This is a genomic window from Staphylococcus sp. OJ82, from assembly GCF_000294465.1.
In the GTDB taxonomy this organism is placed as follows: Bacteria; Bacillota; Bacilli; order Staphylococcales; family Staphylococcaceae; genus Staphylococcus; species Staphylococcus equorum.
In genome coordinates this window covers 267,967-293,386 of record NZ_ALPU01000011.1, presented here as the reverse complement: position 1 = coordinate 293,386, position 25,420 = coordinate 267,967, and the positions used below count along the sequence as shown (strand labels likewise).

The window sequence follows — 25,420 nt, the reverse complement described above, 5'->3', positions numbered from 1 at the left end:
GACGTTGGTTAATAGTGGTAAAGCACGTGCACATACAAATATTGCGCTAATAAAATATTGGGGTAAAGCTGATGAAACTTATATTATTCCGATGAATAATAGTTTGTCGGTTACATTAGATCGCTTTTATACTGAAACTAAAGTGACATTTGATGAAAGCTATACTAAAGATACGCTTATTTTGAATGGTCAAGCAGTAAATGACGCAGAAGCGGCTAAGATACACCGTTTTATGGATGTGTTCCGCGACTTAAGTCAAACCTCAATGTTTGCCTATATTGAAAGTGATAATTATGTCCCTACAGCAGCAGGATTAGCATCTTCAGCAAGTGCTTATGCGGCATTAGCAGCAGCTTGTGATGCAGCTTTGAATCTTGGTTTAACAGGCAAAGCGTTATCTAGATTGGCACGTAGGGGGTCAGGATCAGCTTCTAGAAGTATCTATGGCGGTTTTGTAGAATGGGAAAAAGGGTATGATGATGAGACATCGTACAGTTTTCCTGTTGAAGCAGATAATTGGGAAGACGATTTAGCAATGATATTTGTAGTCATTAATAATAAATCGAAAAAAGTTTCAAGTCGTGCCGGTATGTCACTTACACGTGATACATCACGTTTTTATCAATATTGGTTAGACCATGTGGATGAGGACATAGCGTCAGTTAAACATGCAATAAATCAAAAAGATTTTAAACAATTAGGGGAAGTGATTGAAGCCAATGGTTTACGCATGCATGCAACAAACTTAGGTGCTCAACCGCCGTTCACTTATATGGTCGATGACAGTTACTTAGTGATGGACATCGTAGACCAATGTCGTAAGGCGGGTCATCCTTGTTACTTTACGATGGACGCAGGCCCTAATGTTAAAATTTTAGTAGAAAAGAAAAATAAACAAGCGGTTATTGATGCATTACATAAATCGTTTAAAGAAGACCAAATCATTGCGAGCGACATTACACGTACAGGCGTAGAAATTATTGAGTAAGGAAGAGATAAAATGATTCAAGTTAAAGCACCAGGGAAGCTATACATTGCAGGTGAATACGCAGTTGTCGAACCTGGATATAAATCAATATTAATCGCAGTAGATCGATTTGTAACTGCTTCTATTGAAGATTCAAATGCAACTCAAGGCACGATACATTCTAAGACTTTACATCATGAACCAGTCACATTTCAAAGACGTGAAGATAAAATTGTAGTTTCAGATTTAAATGCGGCTAAACAATTGAAGTATGTCATCACAGCAATTGAAATCTTTGAACAATTTGTAAGAAGTAATAATATGCCTTTAAAACATTTCAATTTAACAATTGATAGTAATTTAGACGATACAAATGGGCATAAATATGGTTTAGGTTCTAGTGCAGCTGTCTTGGTATCAGTGGTTAAAGCTTTGAATGAATTTTATGGTATGCATTTATCTAATTTATATATTTACAAACTTGCAGTTATTGCAAATATGAAGTTACAGAGTTTAAGTTCTTGTGGTGATATTGCTGTTAGTGTTTATACTGGCTGGTTAGCTTATAGTACGTTTGATCATGAATGGGTATCACAGCAAATCGAAGATACGTCAGTCAATGATGTATTGAATAAAAACTGGCCTGGGCTTCATATCGAACCATTACAGCCACCAGAGAATATGGAAGTGCTTATAGGTTGGACTGGCTCACCAGCTTCATCACACCATTTAGTGAGTGAAGTGAAACGCTTGAAATCAGACCCTACTTTTTATGGTAAATTCTTGGAACGCTCTCATTTATGTGTTGAGAAGTTGATACATGCTTTTAAAACGAATCATATTAAAGGCGTGCAACAAATGATTCGCATCAACCGTGAAATTATTCAATCTATGGATAAAGAAGCGACAGTTGATATTGAAACTGCGCATTTAAAAGTGTTGTGTTCTGTAGCTGAAAAATATGGCGGTGCTGCCAAAACATCAGGTGCAGGCGGTGGAGATTGTGGCATCACGATAATCAATAAAGGTATTAATAAACAACGCATTTACGATGAATGGTTAGAAAATGAAGTAAAACCTTTGGAGTTTAATATATATCACGGTCAATAATGAAAATGAACAGTATGAAGCTGAGGCATAAATATATGTCCTGCTCATTACTGTCTTTTTTTTTGCTGAAATTGAATAAAAGTAAACTGCGAATCAACCAGACCCATAAACCAAACCCATCGACCATTGCTAATCAACTCATAATACGTAGTCGTTAGTCAGAATACATCTAATATCACTCTATGGAAAATTTACCTCTAAATGGAAATAAATTCAGTTGTAGAAATCAATTGTCTAAATGTACAAATGTTATTGAACTCATTGAGATTAAAGCATACGATCATCTTAAGAAATCGCTTACAATAGTGCGGTGATAGAAGGGTGATTATTATGAATTTCGGACGTAAGTTTGGAGATGCAATTCGTAGATTTGGTGGCGCAATGATTGTTCCAGTATTACTATTTCCATTTTTCGGGATTATTATTGGTATAGCTACACTGTTTAAAAACGAGGCGATTATGGGTCAGCTAGCTGATCCTAATGGTTTATGGTTTCAAATATGGTCATTAATTGAAAATGGTGGATGGACTGTATTTGAAAATATAGAACTTATTTTCGTTATCGGCTTACCTATTTCACTAGCTAAAAAATCAGCTGGTCATGCAGTAATGTCTTCGGTAGTAACTTATATGATGTTTAATTATTTTATAAATAGCATATTAACGACATGGGGGCCTGCTTTTGGCGTGGACTTTAAGGGTGATGCTGGAGAAGTCACAGGTATTACGGAACTCGCAGGTATTAAAACGTTAGATACAAATATTATCGGTGCACTCATCATCTCAGGCATCGCGATTTGGTTACATAATCGATATTATGATAAGAAATTGCCAGAGTCTTTAGGAATATTCCAAGGTTCGCCGTTTGTTGTCATGATTGCATTTTTTGCTATGATACCTTTAGCTTTTTTAACAAGTTGGGGGTGGCCTATTGTTCAAGGATGGATTGCTTCGTTACAAGTATTTTTAGCTTCATCAAGTTATGTGGGCGTATGGCTCTTCCACTTTTTAGAACGAATTTTAATTCCGACAGGGTTACATCATTTCATATATACACCATTTGAATATGGACCGGCAGTGGTCGATGGTGGTATAAAATCATACTGGATTTCTCATTTAACTGAGTATTCGCAAACAACAAAACCACTAAAAGAAATTTTCCCCGGTGGTGGATTTTTATTACAAGGTAATATTAAAATGTTCGGTTCAATTGGTATAGCACTTGCGATATATTCAACAGCAAAAGCACATAAAAAGAAAGAAGTTGGGGCATTATTACTAGCGGCTACTTTAACAGCTGTGTTTGCAGGTATTACAGAACCTTTAGAATTTACGTTTATCTTTATAGCACCGTTCCTATTTTTAATCCACGCTATACTTGGAGCAACAATGGTAACAATTATGCATGGGTTTGGTCTCGTAGGTAATTTAGGTGGTGGCTTCATTGAAATTGCAGCAACCAATTGGATTCCACTATTTGGTTCTCATTGGGGAACTTACGTTGCTCAATTTATTATAGGTATTATATTCATATTCATTTATTATTATTTATTCAGATTTATCATACTAAAAATGGATATACCTATGCCAGGTAGAGAGAAGGATGATGATATAGATGCTAAGCTCTATACGAAGCGTGATTATAAGGAAAATAAAAATAAAAAAAATAGTGATAAAAACGAATATGAAACAAAAGCTGCGATTTATTTAGAAGGCTTGGGTGGCACTGAAAATATTGCTGATATAACAAATTGTGCAACTAGATTACGTGTGACTGTTAAAGATCCTGAAAAAGTAGAAGAAGCTGATTATTTTAAAACAGTAGGTGGCGCGCATGGTCTTGTGAAAAGTGGTAAAAACGTGCAAGTCATCGTAGGGCTTTCGGTTCCACAAGTGAGAGAAGCGGCAGAGCAAATTATTAAGCACGATGCGTAAGGCTACAAAATTAAATATGATGTAAAGTCAACAATATCGTTGCTTTACATCATATAATTTGTATCATTATTTGGAAATTTTATAGTTGTGATATGTTCTAGCGATAAAATCAAAAACTACATAATATGGAGTGAAACTGTAATATTCCGTATTATTAAAAAATTGCATTGGCGCACTGTTGACGTAAATATTGAATGCTGCATTTTTGGCAATATAATTGTCATGTAGAGTTGTGATTGAGACGTAATGCAATTCACGTGATTTAATGAGTTGAATAGGTTCTTTTAAATTTTTAGTTTCACCAGATAGAGAGATGATGAAAAGTAAATCTTCTGGAGACATTTGATCTATTGCTAAGCGCAATTCATTTTCATCATTAACTACAATAGAGCGTTTAGAGATAGAAAGCATATGACGTTGGGCTTCCCGAGCCACATTTTGCTGAGCCATGCCTGTACCGAATATATAGACGAAAGGTGCATCTTCTAATAAACGGTTTAAAAGTTTATAGTCGAACATTTCAAGGTGTTCTACGGTTCTTTGCACATCTTCGACAATCGGGTCAGTGTTTGCTAAATGTGATGGTTGCGTGTTGTTTTCCATTTTTAAGTAAAACTTAAAGTTGCTATAGCCTTCAAACCCCATTTTTTTAACGAGTCTATGAATCGTTGAGATGGAAGTATGCGTCAGTTTACTTAAATCATGAATTTTCATAGCTGACATGTCATCCATATTTTGACGTATGATATTGATGATATGTAAATCATTTTCAGTTAATTCTTCAAAGTGTTTATTTATAAGATGATCAAGTACCATATGTGCAGATTCCACCTATTCATTGGAAAATTTTCCGAAATTTGAAAATATATTCTAATGTTAATATATAAAATCTAAATACGTCAAATTTATTGGTATTTTTAATATTGTATTTTAATATGAAACTAAGTATTAAGCTTTTAAAAGAAATAAAGCTTAAATGTAATACGAAATTTTGTAAGCGGTTACTTTAAAGGTTGGATAAATTTAATATAAAGGGATGAGTCTTATGAATGTGAAAATTGGAATAATTGGATGCGGTGGCATAGCTAATGGTAAGCATTTGCCAAGTTTAGAAAAAATTTCAGAAGCAACTATGGTCGCTTTTTGCGATATAGACATAGCGAAAGCTGAATCTGCAGCGGAAACATATGGTATAGACAATGCGGCAATATATGAAGATTACAAACAGTTACTCGAAGATAAATCTATAGAAGTCATACATGTGTGTACGCCGAATAATACACATAAGGATATTACAGTCGCAGCATTAAATGCGGGTAAACATGTAATGTGTGAGAAACCAATGGCTAAAACTTCAGACGAAGCACGCGAAATGATTGATGCAGCGGAGCGAAATAATAAAAAATTAACAATTGGTTATCAAAATAGATTTAGAGCAGACAGTCAACATCTACGGAAGGTGACGCAACGTGGAGACTTAGGAGATATTTATTATAGTAAAGCACAAGCAATTCGACGTCGTGCAGTTCCTACTTGGGGTGTGTTCCTAGATGAAGAGAAACAAGGAGGCGGACCATTAATTGATATTGGTACACATGCCTTAGATTTAACATTATGGATGATGGATAATTACGAGCCAGAGTCTGTTATGGGATCTACTTTTCATAAATTAGGTAAACAAGACAATGCGGCAAATGCTTGGGGATCATGGGATCCAGATAAATTTACTGTTGAAGACTCAGCGTTTGGCTTTATTAAGATGCGTAATGGCGCAACGATTATCTTAGAATCTAGTTGGGCACTCAATTCATTAGACGTGGATGAAGCGAAATGTGCATTGTCAGGTACGCATGGTGGCGCTGATATGAAAGATGGTTTGCGCATCCATGGTGAATCATTCGGCACTTTATATACATCTCAAATTGAAGTAGATAATGCAGGTGTTGATTTTTATGAAAGTGAAAAAATCGATGAAGCTGAAGAAGAAGCACGTGCTTGGATAAATAATATTATTCATGATACTGAGCCAGTCGTAAAACCGAAAGAAGCATTTGTAGTGACTCAAATATTAGAAGCGATATATGAATCTGCAAAAACAGGAAAAGCGGTATACTTAAATAAACATTAATCAAAGGGGAGCTTACTATTGAATATTACAATTTGGAATGAATTTCGTCATGAACAAGAAAGTGCTGAAGTAAAAAAAGTTTATCCAGAAGGCATTCATAAAGCATTAGCTTCTTTTCTAGAGGCTGAACACCAAGTTAAGACAGCGACACTAGACGAACCTGAACATGGCCTGACAGATGATGTATTAGCAAACACAGATGTATTAGTTTGGTGGGGGCATAAAGCTCATGATGAAGTTGATGATGTCATTGTCGAAAAAGTGAAACAACGTGTATTGGATGGCATGGGGCTTGTTGTGTTACATTCTGGACATTTCTCGAAAATATTCAAAAACTTAATGGGTACCACTTGTGACCTTAAGTGGAGAGAAGCAGATGAAAAAGAGAGGTTATGGGTAGTTGATCCGACACATCCGATTACTGAAGGCTTAGATTCATATTTTGAATTAGAAAAAGAAGAAATGTACGGAGAGCATTTTGATATTCCAGCACCTGATGAAACTGTCTTTATTAGCTGGTTTGAAGGCGGAGAGGTCTTTAGAAGCGGAGCAACTTTTAAAAGGGGTAATGGCAAAATATTCTATTTCAGACCAGGTCATGAAAGTTATCCGACATATTATAATGCCAACATCCAACAAGTCATCAAAAATGGTGTGAAATGGGCATGTAATTCCAATACACCGAAACATCAATATGGCAATGCTCAACCGTTAGAAGAAATAAAAGAAAAATAGGGTTGGGAGTTTGATTACTATGGGGAATGTGGAAAAATTGAAAATCGGGATTATTGGTTGTGGTGGTATTGCGCAAGGCAGACATATTCCTGCATTTCAAAATTTAAGTCATCTTGCTGAAATTGTGGCAGTGCAAGACGTCAATCAAACACTGGCGAAAACAGTAGCGGATAGATTCGCAATTGGTACAGTGTTTGAAAGTTATGAAGCTATGTTTGAAAAGGTTGATGCCGTAGCTATTTGCACACCAAATAAATTCCATGCAGAAATTTCTATTGCGGCTTTAGAAGCGGGTGTCCATGTGTTTTGTGAAAAACCGATGGCGATGAATCAATTAGAATGCGAACAGATGGTTAAAGCTGCTATGCGTGCTGACAAATTATTGGCTATAGGTTATCACTATCGATTTACGGATGCTGCGATTACCGCAAAAAATGCTGTGGATGAGGGCGTAGTTGGTGATGCGCTTGTCACACGTGTACAAGCCTTACGTAGAAGAAAAGTGCCAGGTTGGGGTGTGTTTACGAATAAAACATTGCAAGGTGGCGGTAGTCTGATCGATTACGGATGTCACTTGCTAGATTTGTCATTATGGTTATTAAAAGATGTTGAACCCATTGAAGTCCTAGGTAAAACATATAACAGACTAAGCAAAACGCCGAATCAAATCAATGACTGGGGAGAATTTGATCATGAAACGTTTGATGTAGATGATCATGTCACGAGCTTCATTACTTTTGAAGATCATTCAACGATGCAATTTGAATGTTCCTGGTCAGCAAATATTAAAGAAGATACAAAACATATAAGCATTTCAGGTGTGGACGGTGGCATAAGTTTATATCCCTTTGAAATATACCAACCACGGTTTGGCACGTTTTTTACAGAACAAGCCGATGCAGCACATGATGAAGAAATTGCAGCCCAGAGACAAGCACTTAATTTTGTGAACAGTTGTCTAGGGCATGAAGCGTTAGTCGTACAACCTGAACAAGCGCAAAAAATTAATATATTAATAGATGCGATATATCAAAGCAGCACAGAAGGACATAGTATTCGATTGTAATGTTTTAAAATTTTGGGGAGGGTTTAATTTATGAAAATTGGTGTGTTCTCAGTATTATTTCAAGATAAGACTTTTGAAGAAATGTTGGACTATGTAGCCGATGCGGGTGTTGATATGGTTGAATTAGGTACTGGAGGTAATCCAGGTAATCAATTTTGCCCTTTAGATGAATTATTAGAAGATGAAAGTAAAAGAGCTGAATATTTAAAAAAAATACACCAACGTGGTTTAGGCATTAGTGCTTTTAGCTGTCACAATAATCCAATTTCACCAAATCAAGATCATGCACAAGATGCGCATGATACTTTGTTTAAAACAATAAAATTAGCGGCTTTATTAAATGTGCCAGTGGTTAATACTTTTTCAGGTGTGGCTGGTTCGGATGAAACAGCAAAATATCCTAATTGGCCAGTAACGCCATGGCCAACAGCCTATTCTGAAATATTAGAATGGCAATGGGAAGAAAAACTAATTCCATATTGGAAAAAAGCAGCAGATTACGCAAAAGAACAAGGTGTCAAAATCGCAATTGAACTACATGCGGGATTTTTAGTACATACCCCTTATACATTGTTGAAATTAAGAGCAGCGACAAATGATGCGATTGGTGCTAACTTAGACCCTAGTCATTTGTGGTGGCAAGGTATCGATCCAGTTGCTGCAATTAAAATTTTAGGTCGTGAAAATGCAATTCACCATTTTCACGCTAAAGATACATACATTGATCAAGAAAATGTAAATATGTATGGTTTAACGGATATGCAACCTTATGGCAATGTACAAACGCGTGCTTGGACATTTAGAACTGTAGGCTATGGTCATAACCCACAAGTATGGGGAGAAATCATTAGCGCATTGAGAATCAATGGCTATGATTATGTCGTAAGTATCGAACATGAAGATCCGATTATGTCGATTGAAGAAGGTTTTACTAAAGCAGTAAATAATTTGAAATCAGTAAATATAGAAAATCCTGCACCAGATTTATGGTGGACTTAAAAGTCGATGAAGTGAACTTAGTATGCGAATATAAAAGCATATACTAAGTTCACTTTTTTATTTATAAGACAACTTGAATCAAGTCATAATAGGCAAACAATATAATTAAAAACTTGAAATTTTTACTTAAAAGAGTAAAATAATTAGAGTTGTAAATACAAAAAATGTGAATGCGTGCACCTATACATATTAAATTAGCATAGGATTTTTGACTCTGTATATTACTAGAAAGGTGAGGGTGTAGTTGCAAAATAAATTTCTAATTTGTGATGATTGTCAGGGTGTGGATTGTAAATCATTAGAAAAAAAGTTGACGAAATTAGACCCTGAAGCTGAAATAGAGATTGGCTGTCAATCCTATTGTGGTCCAGGCAGACGAAAAACATTTGCGTTTGTTAATAACCGTCCGCTGGCTGCACTAACAGAAGAAGAACTCATGGAAAAAGTAATGAAACAGTTACAAAAACCAAGAGATCCAGAAGAAGAAGAGCGCTTGAGACAGCGTAATGAGTTGCGTAAACGTCGTAAAGAAGAACAAGATAGAAAATTGAAAGAGAAACTCGCACAGCGAAAAAGTGCGAAATAACATATAGATGCAATGTTTATATTGATAATATTTGAAAGTGAATGAGCAGTGGTGAGACTTATGAATTTAAGTTGCACTGCTGTTTTTTGTGTTTTTTATAGCAATTAGTGTTGTTCTGGTCCAAGCAATTTATTTAAAATATTAGAATTATCATGATAAATTCTATAAAGATAGTATTATATTTGCTTCATTTGTTGATAAAAGTAATGAAATGGTTTAAAAATACAATTTATTCATAAAAACACATATAAAATGAGCTGAAAAGGGTAAATACAAATTATGAAGTTAGTGAAACAATTAAATTTTAATGGTTCTTTGCACACCGGTTTTTAGCTATTGATTTATAAAGACGTGCAAAAGGTTGTTCAATAATATTGCGAGGCTAACGAGCATAAATATAGAAATCGTATTTTAAAATACGCGATTCATATTTAATATAAGGAGCTGAAGAAGTTTGGCGGAAAAAGTACAATTAGGTAAATCAGATGTTAAAGTATCACCCATTGCTTTAGGAACGAACGCAGTAGGTGGTCATAACTTTTATAATAATTTAGATGAAGAACAAGGGAAAGAAACTGTACGTACAGCAATTAGAAATGATATTAATTTATTAGATACGGCATTTATCTATGGACCTGAACGTTCAGAAGAACTTGTCGGGGAGACAGTAAAAGAATTTACGAGAGAAGAATTTGCGATAGCTACGAAGGGTGCACATTATTTTGATGAAGACGGAAATGTACAAATCTCGAATAATCCGCAATTCTTAAAAGAGCAGGTGGCACAAAGTTTAAAACGTCTACAATTAGATTATATTGATTTGTATTATATTCATTCTCCGGATGAATCAACACCTAAAAATGAAGCCGTAGCAGCTTTAAAAGAATTAAAAGACGAAGGCAAAATAAAAGCAATTGGCGTTTCGAATTTCAGCTTAGAACAATTAAAAGAAGCGAATAAAGATGGATATGTAGATGTCGTTCAAATGGAATATAATTTATTGAATCGTAAAAATGAGGCGATTTTAGAATATACTTCAGAAAATAATATTACATTTATTCCATATTTCCCATTAGTATCAGGTCTATTAGCTGGTAAATATACAGAGAACACGAAGTTTGATGATCTTCGTGCTGAAAATCCAGAGTTTCAAGGTGAAAGATATCAAGAAAACTTAGAAAAAGTAGATCAACTCAGAGTGATTGCTGATAATCATAGAGTAGATGTAGTACACGTTGTATTAGCGTATTATCTTACTAAACCATCATTAGATGTTATTATTCCGGGAGCCAAACGACCAAACCAAGTCGTGGATAATTTAATAACCCTTGATTTTAAATTAACAAATGAGGAAATCGAAAAAATAGAACAATTATTTCCAATAGAATAATAACATTAAAGTAGATGAACCATGTAGTGTTTATCTACTTTTTATATTTATAAACTTTAAACCTAAAAATATAGATAAATAGTATGTTGGAAAAGTACTATTTTTGAGCAAACAATTTAATTTATTAATGTATTTTCATTTTTCTGTTTAATAATTCCATTATTTAGTGTAGGATTATTAATTAAGTTTACCTAAATAGTCAAAATGTATAATTATAAAGCTCAACAGATATATTATTAATTTAGTAGTAGAAGGAGATTATTATGATCACAGTTTTATTCGGGGGCAGTCGACCAGAGGGAAACACTGCTCATTTAACTAAAGCGGCCATAGCAGGATACGACTACGAATGGATAGATTTAACACAATATCAATTAAATCCAGTTAGAGATGTAAGACATGATAATAAGGTAATAGAATCATATAATGATGATTATAAAGAGATTATTGATAAAGTATTAGCGAGTGAGACGATTATTATTGCTTCGCCGGTGTATTGGTACAGTTTATCGGCATCAGTAAAAGCATTTTTCGATCATTGGTCTGAAACATTAATGGATCCAAATTATAAAAATTTTAAAGAAGAAATGGCGAAAAAAGATTTTAGATTAATCATCGTTGGTGGAGATTTCCCGAAAGTTAAAGGAAAGCCATGTATCACACAAGTGAAATATAGCTTGGAATTTATTGGCGCAACGTTATCAGGTTATATTATTGGTACTGCTGAAAAGCCAGGCGATATTGAAAAGGACGTTTATGCATTAAAACGTGCACAAGAATGGCAACAAACATTAGGCCAAAAGTAAATATATTAAAGGATAGTTTGAGCAAATGATTTATGTTGTTCAAACTATTTTTATTCTAGATAGATAAAGTATTTTGAATACTAAAATTATGTTATAATGTAGCTATTATTACCTATCTAAATAGGGGGAGAGCAACATGCACAAAGTAAGAAAAGCAACTGCTGAAGATGTTGTCAGCATCAGAGATGTAGCAACAAAAGCTTGGTATAATACGTATTTAAATATTTACGCAGCTAAGACAGTAAATGAATTACTGGCTGCTTCATATAATGAACAACATTTACTAAAACGTTTAGAAGATCAATTGTTTTTAGTAGTCGAAGAAGACGAAAATATTATTGGCTTTGCTATATTTATTTATGGTACTGAATTATTCTTGTCTGCACATTATGTGAGCCCATCATGGCAACACCATGGTTATGGTTCTAATCTATTGTCCGAAGGTATTCGTTATTTTAAAGATGACTATAATGAAGTTTATTTAGAAGTAGATAATAAAAATGAAGAAGCTATGACGTTCTACCAACAAAAAGGTTTTGAAAAAGTACGCTCATACACACATGTAATGTACGGTGAAGCAATGGACTTAGCGTTGTTACGTAAGCCATTAAAATGATCTGCAAAGTATAGGGTATGAACAGGAGGACTACATTGACATTTACAACTTATGCTACACAAAAGTTACCTGAAGAAAAAGTTTTTAAAGACCCGATTCATAGGTACATTCATGTCAGAGATCAAGTGGTTTGGGATTTAATTAAGACGAAAGAATTTCAACGCTTGCGTCGTATTAAGCAGTTAGGCACATTATATTTATCATTCCATACGGCAGAACATAGTAGATTTGGGCATTCGCTCGGTGTATATGAAATTGTACGTAGATTGATTGATGATTCATTTGATGGTCGCGAAGCATGGGATAATGATGACAGACCTTTAGCTTTATGTGCTGCTTTATTACATGATTTAGGGCATGGACCATTTTCACATAGTTTCGAAAAAATTTTTAACACGGATCACGAAGCATTTACACAAGCGATTATTACGGGACCAACTGAAGTAAATGAAGTATTAAAGCGTGTCTCAGAAGATTTTCCGCAACAAGTTGCAGATGTAATTAATAAAACGCATAAGAATAAATTGGTGATTTCTATGATCTCATCACAAATTGATGCAGATAGAATGGATTATTTACAGCGTGATGCATATTTCACAGGTGTATCTTATGGCCAGTTTGATATGGAACGTATCTTAAGATTAATGCGTCCATCTAAAGATGAAGTGCTTATTAAAGAAAGTGGTATGCACGCAGTAGAAAACTTTATTATGAGTCGTTACCAAATGTATTGGCAAATCTACTTCCACCCAGTAAGTCGAGGTGGGGAAGTATTATTAAATAATTGTTTGAAACGCGCGAAGCAGTTATATGAGGAAGGCTATACATTTAAAATGCATCCTACAGATTTCATACCGTTCTTTGAAGAGTCCATGACAATTGAACAATACGTGGATTTAGATGAAGCCGTGGTACTGTATTATTTAAAAGCATGGGTGAAAGAAGATGATGCAATCTTAAGTGATTTATCCCGTCGTTTTATTAATCGTGACTTATTTAAATACATGCCGTTTGACGGTTCTATTATTACAATTACAGAATTAACCGATTTGTTTATACAAGCAGGTATAGATCCAAATTATTATTTTGTAAGTGAATCGTTCTCGGATTTACCATACGATTATGATAGGCCTGGATCAGATAGACAACCTATTCATTTATTGCGCCGTAATGGTAAAATACGTGAAATTAGTAGTCAGTCATTGATCATTCATAGTATTACTGGTATAAACAGGGAGGATTATAAACTATATTATCCTAAAGAGTTTATTACTGAAATTGAAGATGAAAATATAGGAAATGCGATTATCAGCATTTTAAATGAATTGAATTAGCGATTAACCAATGGTAGAAAAGTGTTGGCCATTAAATTGTCGTTTTGAATCTAACTTTTAAAAACCATTTAAGTATACATGAGACGTATTGTGGTTTTAAAATAGAACGTAGATATTACAATTAATTATGAAACTTATTTTATGGGAGGTGTTTGCTAGTGGCTGAAAACAAAGGTTTTAAATTTAACATCATTAAGAATGACCCACTAGATGGACATAAAGGTACGAATATCGGTTCAATCAGTTTAGATAACGTAGCGCCTGTCTTTATTGATGTTCAAAATAAGGAAGCCTTTATTGATGTTGGTGGTATGCATGCGCGCGCAAGTGTTGAAAAAGGTGTTAAATGGATTAAAGAAAAAGAAGTCGTTGAAGGTGAAGATGCCAAAGAGTATTGGCTATGCTGGGTTACGACTGAACGAGGCGAAAATGGTCCATACTACGCAGGTGTTACAGGCTGTTATTTAATGGTGAATAAAAGTATTCGTAGAGGATATAAAAGTATGCCCGAACACGTCAATATGATGGATAAATCTATGAAACGTCAAATAGAAATTGAACACATCGGTGAAGAAAATAAACAAGTTTTAAAAGATTTTCTTAAAGCGCATGATATAGAGATGTGGAATAATTCTGAACAAGCTTTGCATGACGCATTAAACACACAGTAAATTTAATGTAAGTAACATCTAAGCCATGTTGGCATTAGATTAAGTAGACAGCCGAATTGTTTGAATTCTGGCTGTTTTTATTATGTGAATTCAACTTAATTGTAAGTGTTGCATGTAAAATCTATTCAGTTATTCTTATATTGCTGCTGACTTAGGTATGTAAAAAGAAATTCTATATTTTCAGTTAGTGTGAAATTAACGCTTTGAAAATTGTTTTCGCAACTGTATTGCTTATTTCAAGTATGCTATAATTGTTTGTATTATTTTAAAGATTAGGGTGAAACGCACATTGGAAAACAATGTTAATATCCAGACGAAACAAATTGTTAAACAATTTGATAATAAAGAGAAATTTTCGCAAAATACACAAGGATCTTGGCAAAAACGCAATGCTGAATTTATCCGATATCAAGAAGAAATTAATGATGTTATTGTAAATGTGACAGTGAAAATTGAAGAATCAGGTGTCAAAATCATTCGCAACGGTGAAATTAAAATGATTCTTCATTTCGTTGAAGGTGAAGATACGATTACTTTATATGAAATTAGTGGCGGACGCATCCCACTAACGGTACGTACACATTCCATTTTACATTTTGTTACGCCTGACGGTGGCAAATTGAAAGTACATTATGATTTAATTCAAGATGAAGAGAAAATGGGATCTTATCAATATGAAATTACTTATAAGGAGACACCATAATGAACATAATTGATCAAGTTAAACAAACATTGGTTGAAGAAATTAATAACAGTATCCAACAGGCACAACTTGCTGATACGAGTGAAATTCCAGAAATCAAAATAGAAATTCCTAAAGATAAAAGTAATGGTGACTATTCAACAAATATTGCAATGGTCTTAACAAAAATAGCAAAACGCAATCCACGTGAAATCGCACAAGCTATTGTAGATAATTTAGATACAACAAAAGCTAAAGTAGAAAAAGTAGCTATCGCAGGTCCTGGATTTATTAATTTTTATTTAGACAATTCGTATTTAACTGCAATCATTTCTGAAGCAATGGATAAAGGCGACAAATTTGGCCATACTGAAGAAGCTAATGGTAAAAGTATCTTAGTAGAGTATGTTTCTGCAAACCCAACAGGAGACCTACATATTGGACATGCCCGTAATGCAGCAGTCGGAGATACATTATCAAATATCTTAGAAGCAGCAGGCTATCAAGTAACTAGAGAATACTATATCAACGATGCTGGTAATCAAATTACGAATTTAGCGCGCTCAATTGAAGCACGTTATTTCGAAGCGCTTGGTGATGATTCTTTTGAAATGCCAGAAGGCGGTTACCACGGTAAGGATATCATTAATATCGGTAAAGATTTAGCTGACAAACAACCTGAGTTAAAAGACCTTTCAGAGGACGAACGTATAAAAACGTTTAGACAACTCGGTGTCGATTATGAGATGGAAAAATTAAGAACAGACTTGTCTGATTTCAATACACACTTTGACAGTTGGTTTAGTGAAACATCTTTATACGAAAAAGGCGAAATTAAAAAAGTTTTAGATAAAATGACAGACCTTGGCTATACGTATGAACAAGATGGTGCAACGTGGTTACGTACGACTGATTTCAAAGATGATAAAGATAGAGTATTAATTAAGAAAGACGGCAACTACACGTACTTCTTGCCAGATATCGCTTATCATTTTGATAAAATAGAACGTGGCAACGATGTGTTAATCAACTTATTTGGTGCAGACCATCACGGTTATATCAATCGTTTGAAAGCTTCGTTAGAAACATTCGGTGTAGAAAAAGATCGCCTTGAGATCCAAATTATGCAAATGGTTCGCTTAATGCAAGATGGACAAGAAGTGAAAATGAGTAAACGTACAGGTAATGCAATTACGTTACGTGAAATTATGGATGAAGTTGGCGTAGATGCTGCGCGTTATTTCTTAACAATGCGTAGTCCGGATACACATTTTGACTTTGATATGGAACTAGCGAAACAAGAATCTCAAGACAATCCAGTGTATTATGCACAGTATGCACATGCACGTATTTGTTCGATTTTGAAACAAGCTGAAGAAAGAGGGATTAAACCTTCAAAAGAAGCGGATTATTCATATATCACAAATGCAAAAGCAATTGATTTATTGAAAAAAATAGCTGAATTCGAAACAATGATTGAAAGTTCAGCAGTTCAAAGAGCACCTCATAGAATTACGAATTATATTCAAGAGTTAGCTTCTCACTTCCATAAATTCTATAATGCGGAAAAAGTATTAACAGATGATGTTGAAAAGACAACAGCGTTAATCGCGCTTATTAATGCAGTCAAAATCACAATGCATAATGCATTAGATTTAGTCGGCGTTAATGCACCAGAATCTATGTAAGTAAAAGTTTAAAATGATAAGATTCGCTTAACGAGAGTGAGTAATAGATTTGTATGGATTAGATAGTTTAGCAACTTATCCAATAACAAATTGTTGCTCGCTCTTTTTTAATAAATTAACTTACAAATAATTATAAAACTTAAAGTTGAAGAGGGATGGGGATACTATGTTGGATACAAAAACGTTATATCAACTACTATATGATCACATGGGTCCACAGGGTTGGTGGCCGGCAGAATCAAAAATAGAAGTTATGTTGGGCGCGATTCTCGTTCAGAATACGAATTGGCGAAATGCAGCATATGCAATTGAATCTTTAAAGCAAGCAACACATTTAGAACCACATCACATCTTGAATTTAAAGATAGAAGAGTTACAAATATTAATTAAATCGAGTGGATTTTATAAAAATAAGGCGCAAACAATTCTCTCTTTATTAAGTTGGTTGGAGCACTATGATTTTGATTACCAGGAGATTAATGATCATTATAAACAAGACTTGAGAAAAGCGTTGATAGCAATTAAAGGCATTGGTAGTGAGACAGCTGATGTACTCATTGTATATATCTTTGGAGGCGTTGAGTTTATTGCAGACAGTTATTCAAGGAGGCTATATCGAAAATTAGGATATAGGCAAACAAACAGTTATGAACAATTAAAACGACACATTAAACTACCAAATGATTTTTCAAATCAAGATGCTAACGAATTCCACGCATTGTTAGATAATTTTGGTAAAAATTATTTTAACGGTAAAATAAATACAAAATATACATTTTTAGATGATTATTTTGAAAATTAAAAAAGAGGTTGACCTTCACGTAACGTTATACTACATACTACGTTATAGGAGGCGAGATAAATGAAACAACAATTTAGTCCGAAAGACATTGCAAATATCACGGGTATAAGTACACGTACGTTACGTTACTACCATGAGATAGGTCTATTAATACCAAATCAAGTATATGAGCAAGGTTACAGATCATATAACATGGAAAATTTAACGAAACTACAACATATTTTATTTTTAAGAGCGTTAGAATTAACGTTAGAAGAAATAAAACGATATTTTGAAAGTACTATAACTGAAAAGAATGAAATTCTTAGTACTCGTTATGAAATTGTTTTAGACAAACGTAATCAATTCAATCGTATATTAGAAAAGTTAGAAGAACATTTTGAAAACCATCAATATGAGGCGCTGGAGATTAAAGATTTCAATGGATTTGATTTAACCGGACAATATGAGCGTGAAGCATACAGCAAATATAAAGATTCTAATTATTACCAAGCATTTGAACAAAATAACGCTCGAAAAACTAAAAATCAACAACAGTCTTATTATGATAAAATAGCACAGCAACTTGAAGCGTTTTTTAATAAAATGAATCAACTACAAAATGAAGGTGTTACACCTAATCAAGCAGTTGACACTATTGAAGAACTCAAATGTATTTTATCGATTCAAGTGCCTAATTGTGATAATCAATTTATCGAATATATGGCACATACGTATGAACAAGATGAGCGATTTATAAAGAATATTAACAAAAATCGAAACGATGATTTCCATCATTATTTAATTCAAACAATGCGTATATTTGTTAATAAAGAAGATAATTTCAGTTAAATTTGTCTTCCATTGAATTTGTTTATAAAATATGACATAAACGCTTAATTAGGCATCAAATGACTGATAGCAGTCGTTTGGTGTTTTTTTAGTGATTTCACCATTAAATGTGTATTTATAGAAAAAATTTAGGTTTGTTAATTAAAATTGGGCTGAATTTTGATATGATAAAGAAAAATATGAACTAGGAGATTACGACGTGAAAAGACCTCATAAAATATTTTATCTTTTTATTGTTTTAGTATTTTTATTAGCAGCTTGTGGAACAAACGAAGACCAAACGAAAGAGAAAGCAAAGAATTCGGACAAACAATCTTATGATAGGATAATATCGTTGATGCCTAGTAATACGGAGATATTGTATGAATTAGGATTAGGAAATAATATTGTGGGTGTCTCCACTGTTGATGATTATCCGCAAGAAGTTAAAGATAAGCAGCAGTTTGATGCAATGAAATTAAATAAAGAATCCTTATTAAAAGCAAAACCAGATTTAATTTTAGCGCATGAATCCCAGAAATCGACAAGTAGTGATATATTAAATACGCTTAAAGATAGTGGCGTTAAAATAGTCTACGTGAAAGATGCACAGTCAATTACTGAAATGTATAGCACATTTAAACAAATTGGGCAGGTGACTGGTAAAGAGGATGAGGCAAATGTACTCATTAAAGAGACAAAACAAAATATTAAAGAAGTGAAAGCATCTGTACCAAAAGATGCTAAACCACAAAAAGTGTTTATGGAAGTATCTTCTGAACCAGAAATATTTACAGCGGGTAATAACACTTTTTTTGATGATATGTTAAGCGAATTAAACGCAACGAATAGTTTTTCGAATTTAGAAGGTTGGCAAAAAGTAAGTAAAGAAGCAATTATTAAGAAGAATCCAGATATTATGATTTCGACAATGGGTATTTCTAAAGCCGAATATCAAAAAATATTAAATAATCGTGGTGGATTTAGTGACATAAAAGCAGTGCAACAAAATCATGTTGAAGCTGTTGATGGCGATGAAATTTCGCGTCCCGGTCCACGTATTGATGATGGACTAAAAGCTTTAAAAGAAGCCATATACAAAGAGTAGCATATTTATCTCTATAACCATATTACCGTACAATCTTGAGCTTATGAAATTCCTGGCATTTATAGGGGCAGGTGTAGTGTTAAGCATTAACAGATGATATTGTAATAATTGAAAGATTTCATTGAAAGCGTGGCAAAAAAATGCAGTACTATAAATCAATCATAATATGGCTAACATTACTCATTGCTAGCATATTACTAAGTTTATTATGGAGTATTGGGGATATCGGCAACGCACTGACCCAAACTATCCTCTTTCAAGTTAGAATACCAAGAACACTACAAGCATTGCTTGCAGGTATTGGTTTAACACTTGCAGGCCATATGTTTCAAACCTTATTAAATAATCCATTAGCAGATAGTTTTACATTAGGATTAGCGAGTGGGGCAACATTTGGATCAGGCTTGGCTGTCGTCCTAGGAATGTCATTTATTTGGTTGCCAATATTTTCAGTTGCATTCAGTATTATTACATTGATTTTAGTCCTTGCTCTAACGATAGCGATGTCTAGGGGGTATCCGATTAGAACATTGATATTATCGGGTATTATGATAGGGGCTTTATTTAACGCCTTTCTATATATACTCATTATATTTAATCAAAATAAAATGAATAATATTGTCAATTATATGTTTGGTGGATTCTCTTCAGCTGAATATAACGAAGTGGTATACATTGGCACAGTGCTACTCATTGGTGTTATTATTTTATTAAGCATGATTTCTAAAATTAAATTATTACAACTTGGCGATTTACGAGCCAAATCATTAGGTTTAAATGTTCAAAGCATGACATATAGCGTGTTGTTGATTGCATCAATTTTAACTGCAGTAATCGTTGCTTTTGTTGGTGTTATTGGCTTTATTGGTATGGTTATACCACAACTTGTGCGGCGACACAGTGGTCATTATGATTTAGGGCAACAAATGATACTTAATATGATTATTGGTGGTACAATTATGGTGCTTTCAGATTGGTTAGGAAGTGTTGTTTTAGAACCATTCCAAGTGCCTGCAAGTATTATACTCGCTTTACTGGGGATACCAGTATTATTCTATATCATGATTACACAACCACGCATGTATGAATAACGAAGTATAAATAGATGAATATATACAGTTAAGCATGAATTAAAGTAAAAGTTTAAATTAAAGAGGTAATGATGATGGACTTAACACAAGTAAAAGCGGTCGTCTTTGACTTAGAAGGTACACTTTTAGATCGAAAAAAATCACGCGAAAAATTTATAGAAGAACAGTATGAAAGGTTTCATGATTATTTAGTACGTATACAACTTGAAGATTTTAAGAAAAAATTTATAGAATTAGATGACGATGAAGATCATGATAAACCAGAGTTGTACAAAGCAATTATTAAAGATTTTCATGTTGATCGCTTAACGTGGAAAGACTTATTTAATGATTTTGAAATGCATTTTTATCGTTATGTATTTCCTTATTACGACACGCTTTATACACTTGAAAAGTTAACAAGTAGTGGCTACCTCACGGGTGTAATCGCAAATGGAAAGTCGAAAATTAAACAATTTCGTATGCATACTTTAGGTGTAGAAGATGCGATTAACTATTTGTCTACATCTGAAACAGTAGGTTATCGTAAGCCACATCCTAAGATTTTTGAAGATATGTTATCCCAATTAGGGACAAAACCAGAAGAAACGATGTATGTGGGTGATGATCCGTTAAATGATGTTGCACCTGCGAGAGCGATGGGAATGATTAGCGTTTGGTTCAAGGAAGACGATGATGTTGAAGTAGAACCATTACCTGAAGAAATAGATTTTACGATTAGAAGTACTGAAGAATTATTAACAATATTATCTATAGCGAAGAAAGGAAGATAATCAATGAATTTATTTACAACAAAAGATGGTGTCGCTTTGAATTACAGAACAAGTGGTGAGGGCAATGCTATTGTAATGATACACACTGCCTTAGATAATTTATCTATTTACAATGAACTTGAAAATGCTTTTAATAAAACACATCAGGTTGTGCTTATTGATTTAAGAGGCCATGGTTACTCAGATAAACCAAATGGTATTGAATTTAAAACATATGCAGAAGATATTAAAGCGTTATTAGATTATTTATATATTCCAGAATGTTCATTAATTGGCCATGAATTAGGCGGATCAGTTGCAGCCTCATTTGTTGCTCAATATCCAGATATGGCAACGACACTGACATTAGTGAATCCAACGCTACTTAATGAAATAACACCTGAAGAACGTTTGTATCGCAAATATTCAGATAAAGTACGTAATTGGGAACAAAAAGCGCAACAAAAGTTTTTTGATAAGCATTTATATTATTCAAAACGCGCAGCTAAAAAGGTTTTAAAACAAGTAGATGATACCAATGCAATTGCTACGAAAGCTGAATTAACAGCAGTAAAGGAATCATTTAATAATAATCAAATAATGCATTATTTAGGGGAAATCCATTTACCAACTTTAATTATCGCTGGTCAACACGGTGAAAGAACAACCGTTGTAGAAGCTAAGGAAGTGGGTGACTATATTGGGGATGTTTCGTTTGAAGTGTTCGAAAAATCAGGGTTATATCCATTTATAGAACAGCAAGAAAAATTCCTCGACGTTGTAGCAGGTTTTATTAAAGCAAATGAAAAAACAAAAATATAGAATAGCCGCACATTTATATTACAAAAGATATGAATATGTAATCTTTTTGTAACATCCCTGTTAATTACGTAATATTTATAGTACACTGTTGATGAGCACAAAATAACTTTTAAATAGAAGGAGAGAGCGCTTATGAAAAAAATGTTTGCGGCAGTTTTAGTTTCAGGATTAGCGTTTTCTGGAATTGGTGCAGGTAGTGTGGATGCGGCTTCAGGTAACTCTATCCAAAATGTTAAGGCATTACAAGAAGGAGATACAACATTAGAAGGCGCAACATTAGGCGAGTCTATTCAAAGTGTATTGAAAAATAATGATACGCCAGTCTATTCTCATCGACCTGATAACAGTGAACATTATTACGAATTTAAAAAAGACAATGGTGTACTTGTTGTAGCTACTGATGGTAAGAAAAATGAAGGCGAAATTACTCGTGTTTCTATGAGTTATAATGATACTGATGGCCCAGCTTATGATAAAGTTAAAAATGAAGTAAGCAAAGATGCGGTCGCACGTGAGCATTATAATAATGTAACTGGTAACTTTGGCTATGTGCAAGATGATGAAGTTTCATATCAATTCAGCTCATCATCTCCAAGTGATAAAAACATTAAACTATATCGTATAGATATTGGTGAATAAATATTGCTTATAGCATTTAAAAAGAATAATTTGACCGGCAAGTGTAAAGCTATATACTTGTCGGTTATTTTATTGTTAAAATAAGTGTAAGTATGAGATTATAAATTAAATTATAGTAGATATAGTTCAAATATTATTAAAGGAGCTTGTCATGAGAGTTAACGACAAAGTACTAGTGGAAAACATTAATGATTACTTCACTCATAAAGGTCTTTCACCAAATTTAATAGATGATATTAAAGTGAAATTGAAAAAAGATTTTCAGAAATCTGAAGAAAAAGATGAAGATTATATTGAATATAGAAAAAAATCACCCGCTGAAGTGATTTTGACGATACAACGTAATTTGTTTACATTGCAATTGAATCCTATTGTGTTTTTTATACTGAATTTTATATTGCTATCGTATTTATATGATAAACAATTTGTGCCGTTCCAAGCAGCAACAGGATTGTCTATCTTTTATTGTTTAATTATCTTACCAATTTCGATTTTTATATATTTACGTATTGATTGGAAAAACTATCTTTATAGTAATAAATTCGAAAGAATAATAGGATTGGTAGTTGCAGGTGTGTCTTTTATACTCATTATTGCACACGCATTTAATATGAATTTGGGTATCGTAGCAGTAACTGTATACGGACACCAAGCTGTATTTTTTGTAGGTATTATATTCAGTATTGCTGGTCTTTATTTTAGAAGATTAGAATTTACTGGTATTGGTTTACTACTTTGTCAAAAAACAATAGACGCGATGATTAGCAGTCCTGAAATTGCTCAAATTGGATCTATCGTTATTTGGTTCTTGCTATTAATTGTTATTATTTATTACACAATACGTATTTCATCTAGGAACTAAAGTTAAAATAGTTTATATAAATATATTTTTAGAACGCGCTTCAAAATGTTAACTGAAATAATTCGTTAACATCTTGAAGCGCTTTTTTTAATAGCTGGAATAGAAAAATAATAAATTTATAAACGATATATTCTGACAAAAGCAAAAATAGTAGCGTAATAAACACGAAATAAGGGTATATTACTTCTGAAAAGGGAGGTGGCCCATAATGATAAAAATCGAAACAAGTTGTAACAACGAGATAGCATATATCCGTGAGGGTCAAGGTTTTCCTGTTATATTAATACATGGACTAGATAGTAATATGGCTTCTTTATATAACTTGAAAGATGCATTGAAAAATAAATTTGATGTTATTGTTTACGATGTGAGAGGGCATGGTAAATCTTCTAAGCCGAACTCCTTTAATTTAGAAGATCATGTTGAAGATTTAAAAATATTAATGAAAAAATTAGAAGTTGAAGAAGCACATTTAATTGGACATGATATGGGTGGCTTAATAGCTAAAAGTTTTACTAACAAATATGAATCAATGGTGACATCATTAACTTTAATTGCATCTAATCTCATAGACAGTGTACACGGGTTAAATAAATTAATGATAGAACATCAAGATGAAATAGAAGGCTTTGATAAATCTGAAGCACTTATTCTATTGTTACCGTATATGTATAAAGATCAAGGAAAAGCGAAAAAGTGGTTTCAAAATCAGCTCATTTATAGTAGACAATCAGCCGAAGATAGTGCTGTTGCAACAAGAGCAATAATGGGATTTCCAGTTTTTAATAAAGACATTGAGATTGAACATGTTAATGTTCCAACACTACTAGTTAATGGAAGATATGACTCCTTAAATATGGGAGAATCAACGGATAGATATAATCATGCGTTTCAAACTTTAACTATTTTAGAATTTAAGCAATCAGGTCATGCGCCACATATTGAAGAGCCCGATCATTTTGTGGAAGCCTATTTAGATTTTATTGATGCTTTGAAATATCAAAAGAATGATTTAGTATAAAGGGGTTTTGCAAAGTCGTTATAAAATACACGTTGTTATTTTATAGAGCATAGATACTGCAATTTTTTTATTTTTTTATGAAATACTGTTGATATAATGTCTCAGGACTTTATCAACGGTATTTTTTACTTTTTGTATGGAATGAAGATCTTTGAAGTGGTGTTGATAACATGAAAAAGATAAGTACATATAAAAAAGGGGGAGTGGACATAAATACATGTCCACTCCCTCTTTAAAAAATAAGTTGAATATATTATAGAAATTTAAATTAGCTTAAACTTCTTTTTCGTCGTTAGCTTCTTTAATTCGACTATTAACGCGAGTTAATAGTTCATTGATTTTTTTACGTTGCTTAGTGTTAACTAAGATTAATACAGTTCTTTCATCTTGCTCGTTACGTTTCTTATCAAAATAATCTTCTTGAGATAAGTTTTTAACAGCTTTAACAACTTGTGGTTGTTTGTAATTCAAGTGATTAATGATATCTTTTAAATAATATTCTTCACTTTCGTGCTCGCTAATATATGTTAATACAGCGAACTCCTCGAAACTTACTGAAAATTCTTTTTTGATAATACCTTTTAGTTTGTCAGCATATGTGACCATAGCTAATAATTCAAAGCAATCATCGATTTTGGTGATAGCCATCCTAATTCCTCCCTATTCTAAATGCCCAATCAAATATACATATTAATAATTTTTTTGTATGATTATTTGTCTTAATTCAAAGTTAAATACAAAGTGTTTGTCATAATTTGTGGCTCGATTATATTTAAGTGAAATATATTAAAACCACTATT

26 protein-coding genes are annotated in these 25,420 nt (G+C 33.3%); 24 read left to right on the top strand and 2 right to left on the bottom strand.

Annotated elements, in window-relative coordinates:
* Nucleotides 1–4 precede the first annotated feature (4 nt).
* The 3 genes from mvaD (at nucleotide 5) to SOJ_RS12305 (ending at nucleotide 4,012) form a co-directional block, all read left to right on the top strand.
* On the top strand, nucleotides 5–988 hold the full coding sequence (mvaD, locus tag SOJ_RS12315) for a diphosphomevalonate decarboxylase (protein ID WP_002508438.1): 984 nt from the start codon (nucleotides 5–7) through the stop codon (nucleotides 986–988).
* A gap of 12 nt (nucleotides 989–1,000) precedes the next feature.
* Nucleotides 1,001–2,077 carry a phosphomevalonate kinase gene (locus SOJ_RS12310; RefSeq protein ID WP_002508437.1) on the top strand — a complete coding sequence of 359 codons (1,077 nt, stop codon included), beginning with the start codon at nucleotides 1,001–1,003 and terminating at the stop codon, nucleotides 2,075–2,077.
* Between the two features lie 330 nt (nucleotides 2,078–2,407).
* Nucleotides 2,408–4,012 carry an alpha-glucoside-specific PTS transporter subunit IIBC gene (locus SOJ_RS12305; protein WP_002508436.1) on the top strand — a complete coding sequence of 535 codons (1,605 nt, stop codon included), beginning with the start codon at nucleotides 2,408–2,410 and terminating at the stop codon, nucleotides 4,010–4,012.
* Between the two features lie 66 nt (nucleotides 4,013–4,078).
* On the opposite strand, the gene SOJ_RS12300 is transcribed toward SOJ_RS12305, so the two are convergent.
* Nucleotides 4,079–4,828: a MurR/RpiR family transcriptional regulator gene (locus tag SOJ_RS12300; protein WP_002508435.1), complete on the bottom strand. Its 750-nt coding sequence runs from the start codon at nucleotides 4,826–4,828 to the stop codon at nucleotides 4,079–4,081.
* 229 nt (nucleotides 4,829–5,057) lie between these two features.
* Between SOJ_RS12300 and SOJ_RS12295 the strand changes: the two genes are divergently transcribed.
* The 21 genes from SOJ_RS12295 to SOJ_RS12195 all read left to right on the top strand — a co-directional run bounded on the left by SOJ_RS12295 (nucleotide 5,058) and on the right by SOJ_RS12195 (nucleotide 24,620).
* Nucleotides 5,058–6,140 (top strand): Gfo/Idh/MocA family protein, encoded by a 1,083-nt coding sequence (locus SOJ_RS12295; protein ID WP_002508434.1) that lies wholly within the window; start codon nucleotides 5,058–5,060, stop codon nucleotides 6,138–6,140.
* Nucleotides 6,141–6,158: 18 nt separating this feature from the next.
* Complete coding sequence (locus tag SOJ_RS12290; protein WP_002508433.1) at nucleotides 6,159–6,875, top strand: ThuA domain-containing protein; 717 nt, start codon at nucleotides 6,159–6,161, stop codon at nucleotides 6,873–6,875.
* Nucleotides 6,876–6,903: 28 nt separating this feature from the next.
* Nucleotides 6,904–7,941 carry a Gfo/Idh/MocA family protein gene (locus SOJ_RS12285; RefSeq protein WP_176723065.1) on the top strand — a complete coding sequence of 346 codons (1,038 nt, stop codon included), beginning with the start codon at nucleotides 6,904–6,906 and terminating at the stop codon, nucleotides 7,939–7,941.
* A gap of 30 nt (nucleotides 7,942–7,971) precedes the next feature.
* Nucleotides 7,972–8,940: a sugar phosphate isomerase/epimerase family protein gene (locus SOJ_RS12280; protein WP_002508431.1), complete on the top strand. Its 969-nt coding sequence runs from the start codon at nucleotides 7,972–7,974 to the stop codon at nucleotides 8,938–8,940.
* Nucleotides 8,941–9,184: 244 nt separating this feature from the next.
* The gene (locus SOJ_RS12275) at nucleotides 9,185–9,526 is read left to right on the top strand and encodes a DUF1450 domain-containing protein (protein WP_002508430.1); all 342 of its coding nucleotides are present in this window, start codon (nucleotides 9,185–9,187) and stop codon (nucleotides 9,524–9,526) included.
* 454 nt (nucleotides 9,527–9,980) lie between these two features.
* Nucleotides 9,981–10,916, top strand: a complete 936-nt coding sequence (locus SOJ_RS12270) for an aldo/keto reductase (protein ID WP_002508429.1) — start codon at nucleotides 9,981–9,983, stop codon at nucleotides 10,914–10,916.
* A gap of 263 nt (nucleotides 10,917–11,179) precedes the next feature.
* Nucleotides 11,180–11,722, top strand: a complete 543-nt coding sequence (locus SOJ_RS12265) for a flavodoxin family protein (RefSeq protein ID WP_002508428.1) — start codon at nucleotides 11,180–11,182, stop codon at nucleotides 11,720–11,722.
* A 136-nt stretch (nucleotides 11,723–11,858) separates the two neighbouring features.
* Nucleotides 11,859–12,338 (top strand): GNAT family N-acetyltransferase, encoded by a 480-nt coding sequence (locus tag SOJ_RS12260; protein ID WP_002508427.1) that lies wholly within the window; start codon nucleotides 11,859–11,861, stop codon nucleotides 12,336–12,338.
* 17 nt (nucleotides 12,339–12,355) lie between these two features.
* Nucleotides 12,356–13,672, top strand: coding sequence for an HD domain-containing protein (locus SOJ_RS12255; RefSeq protein WP_172457955.1), 1,317 nt, complete (start codon nucleotides 12,356–12,358; stop codon nucleotides 13,670–13,672).
* A gap of 158 nt (nucleotides 13,673–13,830) precedes the next feature.
* Nucleotides 13,831–14,343, top strand: coding sequence for a YwhD family protein (locus SOJ_RS12250; protein ID WP_002508425.1), 513 nt, complete (start codon nucleotides 13,831–13,833; stop codon nucleotides 14,341–14,343).
* A gap of 289 nt (nucleotides 14,344–14,632) precedes the next feature.
* Nucleotides 14,633–15,046: a DUF1934 domain-containing protein gene (locus SOJ_RS12245; protein WP_002508424.1), complete on the top strand. Its 414-nt coding sequence runs from the start codon at nucleotides 14,633–14,635 to the stop codon at nucleotides 15,044–15,046.
* Nucleotides 15,046–16,713, top strand: a complete 1,668-nt coding sequence (gene argS, locus SOJ_RS12240) for an arginine--tRNA ligase (RefSeq protein WP_002508423.1) — start codon at nucleotides 15,046–15,048, stop codon at nucleotides 16,711–16,713. Before SOJ_RS12245 ends, argS begins: the two co-directional genes overlap by 1 nt.
* Before the next feature lie 166 nt (nucleotides 16,714–16,879).
* A complete protein-coding gene (locus SOJ_RS12235; RefSeq protein WP_002508422.1) occupies nucleotides 16,880–17,515 on the top strand; it encodes an endonuclease III domain-containing protein in 636 nt (211 codons plus the stop codon).
* Between the two features lie 60 nt (nucleotides 17,516–17,575).
* A complete protein-coding gene (locus SOJ_RS12230) occupies nucleotides 17,576–18,346 on the top strand; it encodes a MerR family transcriptional regulator (RefSeq protein WP_002508421.1) in 771 nt (256 codons plus the stop codon).
* Nucleotides 18,347–18,545: 199 nt separating this feature from the next.
* The gene (locus SOJ_RS12225; RefSeq protein ID WP_002508420.1) at nucleotides 18,546–19,433 is read left to right on the top strand and encodes an ABC transporter substrate-binding protein; all 888 of its coding nucleotides are present in this window, start codon (nucleotides 18,546–18,548) and stop codon (nucleotides 19,431–19,433) included.
* A gap of 140 nt (nucleotides 19,434–19,573) precedes the next feature.
* Nucleotides 19,574–20,524, top strand: a complete 951-nt coding sequence (locus SOJ_RS12220; protein WP_002508419.1) for a FecCD family ABC transporter permease — start codon at nucleotides 19,574–19,576, stop codon at nucleotides 20,522–20,524.
* Nucleotides 20,525–20,598: 74 nt separating this feature from the next.
* Complete coding sequence (locus SOJ_RS12215) at nucleotides 20,599–21,297, top strand: HAD family hydrolase (RefSeq protein WP_002508418.1); 699 nt, start codon at nucleotides 20,599–20,601, stop codon at nucleotides 21,295–21,297.
* A gap of 3 nt (nucleotides 21,298–21,300) precedes the next feature.
* Nucleotides 21,301–22,098, top strand: a complete 798-nt coding sequence (locus SOJ_RS12210; RefSeq protein ID WP_002508417.1) for an alpha/beta fold hydrolase — start codon at nucleotides 21,301–21,303, stop codon at nucleotides 22,096–22,098.
* A gap of 132 nt (nucleotides 22,099–22,230) precedes the next feature.
* The gene (locus SOJ_RS12205) at nucleotides 22,231–22,737 is read left to right on the top strand and encodes an SA0570 family protein (RefSeq protein WP_002508416.1); all 507 of its coding nucleotides are present in this window, start codon (nucleotides 22,231–22,233) and stop codon (nucleotides 22,735–22,737) included.
* 151 nt (nucleotides 22,738–22,888) lie between these two features.
* The gene (locus tag SOJ_RS12200; protein WP_002508415.1) at nucleotides 22,889–23,599 is read left to right on the top strand and encodes a hypothetical protein; all 711 of its coding nucleotides are present in this window, start codon (nucleotides 22,889–22,891) and stop codon (nucleotides 23,597–23,599) included.
* Between the two features lie 208 nt (nucleotides 23,600–23,807).
* Entirely contained in the window at nucleotides 23,808–24,620 is an 813-nt protein-coding gene (locus SOJ_RS12195) for an alpha/beta fold hydrolase (RefSeq protein ID WP_002508414.1), read from the top strand.
* 273 nt (nucleotides 24,621–24,893) lie between these two features.
* Here the strand turns inward: SOJ_RS12195 and sarA are convergent, their stop codons facing one another.
* Entirely contained in the window at nucleotides 24,894–25,268 is a 375-nt protein-coding gene (gene sarA / locus SOJ_RS12190; RefSeq protein WP_002508413.1) for a global transcriptional regulator SarA, read from the bottom strand.
* Nucleotides 25,269–25,420 lie beyond the last annotated feature (152 nt).

Bases quoted from the DNA above. Each gene is read 5' to 3' on its own strand.
- SOJ_RS12310 (WP_002508437.1), top strand. From the start codon at position 1,001: ATGATTCAAGTTAAAGCACCAGGGAAGCTATACATTGCAGGTGAATAC.
- SOJ_RS12305 (WP_002508436.1), top strand. From the start codon at position 2,408: ATGAATTTCGGACGTAAGTTTGGAGATGCAATTCGTAGATTTGGTGGC.
- SOJ_RS12300 (WP_002508435.1), bottom strand. From the start codon at position 4,828: ATGGTACTTGATCATCTTATAAATAAACACTTTGAAGAATTAACTGAA.
- SOJ_RS12295 (WP_002508434.1), top strand. From the start codon at position 5,058: ATGAATGTGAAAATTGGAATAATTGGATGCGGTGGCATAGCTAATGGT.
- SOJ_RS12280 (WP_002508431.1), top strand. From the start codon at position 7,972: ATGAAAATTGGTGTGTTCTCAGTATTATTTCAAGATAAGACTTTTGAA.
- SOJ_RS12265 (WP_002508428.1), top strand. From the start codon at position 11,180: ATGATCACAGTTTTATTCGGGGGCAGTCGACCAGAGGGAAACACTGCT.
- SOJ_RS12260 (WP_002508427.1), top strand. From the start codon at position 11,859: ATGCACAAAGTAAGAAAAGCAACTGCTGAAGATGTTGTCAGCATCAGA.
- SOJ_RS12255 (WP_172457955.1), top strand. From the start codon at position 12,356: ATGAACAGGAGGACTACATTGACATTTACAACTTATGCTACACAAAAG.
- argS (WP_002508423.1), top strand. From the start codon at position 15,046: ATGAACATAATTGATCAAGTTAAACAAACATTGGTTGAAGAAATTAAT.
- SOJ_RS12235 (WP_002508422.1), top strand. From the start codon at position 16,880: ATGTTGGATACAAAAACGTTATATCAACTACTATATGATCACATGGGT.
- SOJ_RS12230 (WP_002508421.1), top strand. From the start codon at position 17,576: ATGAAACAACAATTTAGTCCGAAAGACATTGCAAATATCACGGGTATA.
- SOJ_RS12220 (WP_002508419.1), top strand. From the start codon at position 19,574: ATGCAGTACTATAAATCAATCATAATATGGCTAACATTACTCATTGCT.
- SOJ_RS12215 (WP_002508418.1), top strand. From the start codon at position 20,599: ATGGACTTAACACAAGTAAAAGCGGTCGTCTTTGACTTAGAAGGTACA.
- SOJ_RS12210 (WP_002508417.1), top strand. From the start codon at position 21,301: ATGAATTTATTTACAACAAAAGATGGTGTCGCTTTGAATTACAGAACA.
- SOJ_RS12205 (WP_002508416.1), top strand. From the start codon at position 22,231: ATGAAAAAAATGTTTGCGGCAGTTTTAGTTTCAGGATTAGCGTTTTCT.
- SOJ_RS12200 (WP_002508415.1), top strand. From the start codon at position 22,889: ATGAGAGTTAACGACAAAGTACTAGTGGAAAACATTAATGATTACTTC.
- SOJ_RS12195 (WP_002508414.1), top strand. From the start codon at position 23,808: ATGATAAAAATCGAAACAAGTTGTAACAACGAGATAGCATATATCCGT.
- sarA (WP_002508413.1), bottom strand. From the start codon at position 25,268: ATGGCTATCACCAAAATCGATGATTGCTTTGAATTATTAGCTATGGTC.